This is a genomic window from Gordonia rhizosphera NBRC 16068, assembly GCF_000298195.1.
GTDB classification, from domain to species: Bacteria; Actinomycetota; Actinomycetes; order Mycobacteriales; family Mycobacteriaceae; genus Gordonia; species Gordonia rhizosphera.
Genome location: NZ_BAHC01000256.1, coordinates 1 through 5,261, shown reverse-complemented (window position 1 = coordinate 5,261; position 5,261 = coordinate 1). Strand labels below are relative to the sequence as shown.

Here is a 5,261-nt window from a genome sequence, read left to right as displayed (position 1 = left end):
ATCATGTCGACGGCGTCGAGGTGTTGTGGCGCCCTGGCTGCCTGTTCTGCGCGCGCCTGCGGAGAGGTCTGCGTCGCCGCGACATCCCGACCACGGAGTCCAACATCTGGGACGACGAGAGCGCCGCCGCACGCGTCCGCAACGTCACCGGCGGCGACGAGACGGTGCCGACAGTGTTCGTCGGGTCGGTCGCCATGGTCAATCCGAGTGTGCGACAGTCGTCGCCGCGATCGAATCCGAGTTTCCCGATCGCACACACGAGTTCCTCGGCGAGCGGCAAGACGCCACGCGACAGTCGTGGTGGTCGCGACTGCGACCACGCGGCTAGGACGCAGCGCGGATCTTCGTGCTGGGCTCTTTGTCCTCCACCACCTCGGTCGCGCGGCGAGCGAGATCGGGTGTCGCGAGTTAGTGGTCCACGCGTCAACCCACATCCTTTGGTGAACAACTGCCCCGCCAGACCAGGCCCTACTGACGTTGCTGTTGCCTCGGCATGCAGGTCTATCGGTGTTAGCGTGACGGCATGCACGCGGGTACCGTTGACCGCCCCCGAAACCCGACGAGGGTCACGTGGGCGCAGTAGTCATGTACGGCTCGGTGTCGGTAGACGGCTTCATCGCGGACGAGAACGACGAGCCAGGACCGCTGTTCGACTGGTTGTCCAATGGGAGCGTCCCGCTCGATGAGAGTGGCGTGGTGAACGTGTCGCAGACGTCCTATGACTACACCCGGCCGTACTGGGACCAGATCGGGGCGACAATCGTCGGCCGCCACGTCTTCGACATGACGGACGGCTGGGACGGGAAGCCTCCGAGCGGGATCGACCACATGGTCGTCGTGTCGCACCGACCTGCGCCCGAGGGCTGGGACCCCGAGGCGCCGTTTCACTTCGTCGACGGCATCACCCCAGCCGTGGCCAAAGCGCGGGCACTTGCTGGTGACCGCATCGTCGAGGTCGCCGCGGGTGACGTCGGCGGCCAGGTGCTTGCCGCGGGCCTGATCGACGAGGTGCGCATGGACGTTGTACCCGTCGTGATGGGGGCCGGTAAGCGGTACTTCGGGCCGGTCGACGCGCAGCACCTGTTGGAAAATCCCGAAGCGGTTATTCAGGGCGACCGAGTGCTTCACCTACGCTACCGAGTGCGCCGCTGACAGCTTTTCGCATCGCTATCACGTAGCGACGCGACCCATGTGTGCAGATCGACTCGACTCAATGAGGAAAGCAGCTTTGCTTCGGGTTTCCGATCGCTTGACACTTTCGCCACCTGGTCTCCAACACATGAGTGATCGCCCGGTAGGCCGCTTGCGTAGGTGCCCATGCCACACCCTCTCATTGTCGTGTGATGTGGGCGTGCGGACACATGGTGGTCATGTCGGCCGATCATCCCCGGTTGTCCACGTCTTGCGCATCCAATTGCGGCGCTTGGCCATCGAGTCCTTCGGAGCCGTCGGGACCCGCGGCCGCGTTCAACATGCCGGCCACGTCGATGCCGGTCGTGCTCTTGATGATCTCCAGCGTTCCGGCCAGGCCGGTACCGGCACTCTTCACCAACGGATGCAGCGAGTCACCGACCAGGGTGACGTTGGCATCCGCGAGGGGTTCGGCGGCCGCGGCGACGATCGCCGGCAGCTTGTCGAGGACGAGCTCGAGCTGTCCGACCCGGTCGAGTCTGCCGAGTGCCTCCGCCCGCTTCTCGAGCGCTTCGGCTTCGGCCTCGCCGGTGATGCGGATACTCGTGGCCTTGGCTTCGGCCTCAGCGGTGATCTCGGCCTTCTTGGCCGCCGCCCGCTGCTGGGCGGCGAACAACTCGGCCTCCGCCGGTCGGCGGACCTCGGCGTCGAGTTGGGTCTCCCGCAGTCGGGCCTGCTGTTCGGCGACCTCGTTGTCTTTCTCGACCTGAATCCGCCGACGCTCGGCCTCGACGAGCGGCCGCACCGCGTCGGCCTCGGCACGCGCCCGGTCAGTGGCCTCACGGGCCGCCTCCCGTTCGATGTCGAGCTCACGTTGCTGCTCGATGACGGCCTGTTCGTTGGCGATTCGGCTCTCCTCGGCCACCCGGTGGGCCTCGGCTCGCGACCGCGCGGCGATCGCCGCCTGATCCGAGCGTTCCCGCGCCGCGAGATCGCTGAAGTACTGCCCATCCGTGTCCTGAATGTCGTTGATCGAGAAGCTGTCGAGCACAAGCCCCTGATTCAGCAGCGTTTCCTGCACCGACTGGGCCACCTGGTCGACGAGGGCCTGCCGGTCGACCAGAATGCTCTTGGCGGTCATGGTGCCCACGATCGAGCGCAACTCGCCCGACAGCTGCTCGGTGACCAGGGCGTTCACCCGAGCGAGATCATCGCCGAATCGTGGTCCGGCCTTCAGGATGGCCTCCGGGGAGTCACCCACCTTGACCACCGCGACACCCCGCACCGCGAGCTCAATACCGTCGTTGGCCGGTGTCGAGGTGTCCAGGTCGGCCTTGATCGACGACAGCCGCACCCGCGTCGCCTTCTGCACGACCGGCAGCACGAACGTGCCTGTGCCTCGGTAGACCTTACCCTGGTGGCCCTTGCCGGTACCGGTGACGATGAAGGCCTCCTCGGCGCCGGGAACCCGGTACCGCGACATCAGCCCCAGGACGATGATCACCAGCAGTCCGACGGCGATGACAACCGTCCACAGCAACTCAGACATGAATCCCTTTCAATTCGTTTCAGGTGGAGTCGGGGAGTTCGAAGATGCGTTCCACGCGATAGAGCTCGCGTTCGTCGACTCGCGCGACGATGCTGACCACGTCGTTGTGGTGGTATGACTCGTCGGCCGTCACCGACACCCGACGAGCCCCGAGCGGGGTCTGGACCTCGCCGCTGCCGATACGTCCGGGCCCCACCGGATCGACAATCCTGACCTGGCGACCCAGCAAGTCCACCGAGGGCAACTCCTGCTCGGCCCCGACGAGATAGCCGAGCACCACGAAGGAGACCAGCGCGAAGGCCAGGCCCGTCGCGAGCCCGGCGCCCAGCGCCGCCAAAGCGTTCGCCGACGTGAAGGTGAGCAGCATCCCGCTGATCACGCCGAAGCCGGTGACGAAGGGGGAGAGCACCGCCAGCAGGCCGACACCGCTGTCGCCGAGGTCGACATCGACGTCGCCGATCTCGAAGCCCACGATCGACAGGACCGAGAATGCGAGCCCGACCAGGCCGATCACCAGCAGGACAAGTCCCAACGGTCGCCCCCTCGATCAAAGCCGCGAATGCACTCACCTTAGCGTGGATTGTGCGGTGAATCGTCATGCACCAAGATCAATCCACTGCTACCCGCGTGTCTTCAGACGATGTCGGTGAGGACTCGGTGGCTGGTCTGCCCCGGCGCGCCTGGACGCGATATCGAGGGAGCTGTTGTCGAGCAGCGACAGCGGTGGATACACGAGGTTCGTGGAGTATGCGGTGACGCACCGAAACTCGTTCTGCCGCATGCACACCGGGATTCGGGCGACGTCACCGACCACCGTGCTGCCACGCGCGGCCGTCACATTGGCGCCATCACGAAGACGCCCGCCATCCGTCGTCGCAACCGCGGATTGGGATCGACTTATTCGCGAAGGACTTTGCGATGCAGGAAACCGTCCGGGGGAGTGGCCGATGAAGCTCACCCCTTGTACCGATACGCCGCCATCGACCGACTCGACGCCGCCGAACCAGCGCAGCATACCGAACTCATTGACGACGTCTTCGCGATCCGACGCAACGAGATCGAAACCGCCAAGTCGCTCGTGCCAGAAGGCACCGGCGCCCGCGACACCCTCCATGTTGCGACCATGCGCGCCAGCGAAAGAACAGGCATCCTGACACCGCGCTTCTTCCTGATTTCAGTACACACCTGTACACATGAGTTCATGTCGACAGATCGTGAACACAGTCGCGAGATGCCCGCGCTGGCCGCCCTCGGTCGATCCGAGATGGCCAGGGCTGTCACCGGCATCGCCCAGGTCCATGCGTCGATCTCGAATACCGCCTTCACCGGTCTGAGTGCCGCGCTCGGGTCGAGGGTACGACCCGTTCAGGCAGTTCACGACGCCGTCAGTACGTCCACGTATTCGGCGATCGTGTCGTCGGTCGACGTCGTCGGCGACCTGGCAGAACAGTCGCCGCTGGCGCCGGAGATGGCCGTCCGCATCGACGGCGCGGCCGTCCCGATCAGCCCGGACAACCTGGCCCGCGCATTCCCGCGGGCGACCAAGCACCTGACGGTATTCCTGCACGGACTGATGGAGACTCATCGGCCACTCGATGGGCGGCCTGGTGATCCGCAGTGCGTGCCACCTCGCCACTGCAGACGATGCGAACTGGCCCACACTGGTCCGGCACACGGTCTGCCTCGGCACCCCTCACCTCGGCGCGCCGCTGGCCCGAGGGGTGCATCCGGCGACGGCGGCCCTGCGCCTGTGGTCGACCACCCGCCCGTTCGGCGCCCTCCTCGGCCGTCGCAGTGCGGGGGTGCGCGACCTGTTCCACGGCGCGGTCGCCGAAGAGTACTGGCGCGACACCGACCCAGAGGCCTTCTGGCAGCCCGCCGTCGATTACCCGCCCCTCATGGAGGGTGCGCGGCACCTGTACGTGACGGCGACGATAACCCGGCGACCCGATCACCCCTTCGGCCGCATCGTCGGTGACGGGTTGGTGCTCACGAACAACGGTCGTGGCCGCGATCGTAAGCGCCACATCGGATTCGAATCCGACAACGGATTGCACATCGGTGGCGCCCACCACTTCACCATGCTCAACGACGACACCGTCTACGAGTGGATGCTCCCTTTGCTGAGGCCTCGACGCACGCTCCCGCCGGGCACGGTCTGATCAGATCGTCGTCGGCCACCGCATGTTCCTCGATGTTTCTCATACCCCTGGCCTCGGCCAAATGCCGATAGTTCCCCGCGATCCCCTCGGCCAGCGCGCGCGACCCGGCGAACTCGACGCGCACCTTCTCGGCGTCGGCAAGCCACTGGCGATAGGGGCCACGGTGTCGGACGCCGGATTTGTGCTCACCTCGCGAAAACCCTTGCGTTGAGGGATATTTCTCTCGATATCCACGCACCGGACATGATCACGCCTGCGACCATCCCGCCGTAGAAATGGCCATGCCCGGCAGGCTCTCCGTCCTTCACAGGTTCGAGAGTCTCCGACACATCCCGTGCGGTTCACCTGATGGCTCATTCTCCGTGGGCTGCAATGACAGTTCTGGCCGTGTCGCGTCACACTGATCTGTACGCTTGACT

Annotated in this window: 8 protein-coding genes; 4 read left to right on the top strand and 4 right to left on the bottom strand. The window is 65.6% G+C overall.

Annotation, left to right across the window (positions count from 1 at the left end; genetic code table 11):
• Positions 1-20 precede the first annotated feature (20 nt).
• Both GORHZ_RS32330 and GORHZ_RS29310 read left to right on the top strand, forming a co-directional pair.
• On the top strand, positions 21-686 hold the full coding sequence (locus tag GORHZ_RS32330) for a glutaredoxin domain-containing protein (RefSeq protein WP_373279643.1): 666 nt from the start codon (positions 21-23) through the stop codon (positions 684-686).
• On the top strand, positions 571-1,152 hold the full coding sequence (locus GORHZ_RS29310; RefSeq protein ID WP_006339701.1) for a dihydrofolate reductase family protein: 582 nt from the start codon (positions 571-573) through the stop codon (positions 1,150-1,152). Before GORHZ_RS32330 ends, GORHZ_RS29310 begins: the two co-directional genes overlap by 116 nt.
• Before the next feature lie 229 nt (positions 1,153-1,381).
• On the opposite strand, the gene GORHZ_RS29305 is transcribed toward GORHZ_RS29310, so the two are convergent.
• The 4 genes from GORHZ_RS29305 to GORHZ_RS32325 form a co-directional block, all read right to left on the bottom strand.
• Positions 1,382-2,680 (bottom strand): flotillin family protein, encoded by a 1,299-nt coding sequence (locus tag GORHZ_RS29305; RefSeq protein WP_006339700.1) that lies wholly within the window; start codon positions 2,678-2,680, stop codon positions 1,382-1,384.
• A gap of 19 nt (positions 2,681-2,699) precedes the next feature.
• Entirely contained in the window at positions 2,700-3,212 is a 513-nt protein-coding gene (locus GORHZ_RS29300) for a hypothetical protein (protein WP_006339698.1), read from the bottom strand.
• Positions 3,213-3,299: 87 nt separating this feature from the next.
• Complete coding sequence (locus GORHZ_RS31190; RefSeq protein WP_157205401.1) at positions 3,300-3,794, bottom strand: hypothetical protein; 495 nt, start codon at positions 3,792-3,794, stop codon at positions 3,300-3,302.
• A 260-nt stretch (positions 3,795-4,054) separates the two neighbouring features.
• Entirely contained in the window at positions 4,055-4,225 is a 171-nt protein-coding gene (locus GORHZ_RS32325) for a hypothetical protein (RefSeq protein ID WP_373279642.1), read from the bottom strand.
• A 50-nt stretch (positions 4,226-4,275) separates the two neighbouring features.
• On the opposite strand from GORHZ_RS32325, the gene GORHZ_RS32320 reads away from it, so the two are divergent.
• Together GORHZ_RS32320 and GORHZ_RS31185 are read left to right on the top strand one after the other, a co-directional pair.
• Positions 4,276-4,842, top strand: a complete 567-nt coding sequence (locus GORHZ_RS32320) for a hypothetical protein (RefSeq protein ID WP_006339696.1) — start codon at positions 4,276-4,278, stop codon at positions 4,840-4,842.
• A gap of 61 nt (positions 4,843-4,903) precedes the next feature.
• Positions 4,904-5,053, top strand: a complete 150-nt coding sequence (locus tag GORHZ_RS31185; protein ID WP_157205400.1) for a hypothetical protein — start codon at positions 4,904-4,906, stop codon at positions 5,051-5,053.
• Positions 5,054-5,261 lie beyond the last annotated feature (208 nt).

What these genes read in the sequence shown, in the direction of transcription:
- GORHZ_RS29305 (WP_006339700.1), bottom strand. Translation starts at nt 2,680, where the DNA reads ATGTCTGAGTTGCTGTGGACGGTTGTCATCGCCGTCGGACTGCTGGTG.
- GORHZ_RS31190 (WP_157205401.1), bottom strand. Translation starts at nt 3,794, where the DNA reads ATGGAGGGTGTCGCGGGCGCCGGTGCCTTCTGGCACGAGCGACTTGGC.
- GORHZ_RS32320 (WP_006339696.1), top strand. Translation starts at nt 4,276, where the DNA reads ATGGGCGGCCTGGTGATCCGCAGTGCGTGCCACCTCGCCACTGCAGAC.
- GORHZ_RS31185 (WP_157205400.1), top strand. Translation starts at nt 4,904, where the DNA reads ATGCCGATAGTTCCCCGCGATCCCCTCGGCCAGCGCGCGCGACCCGGC.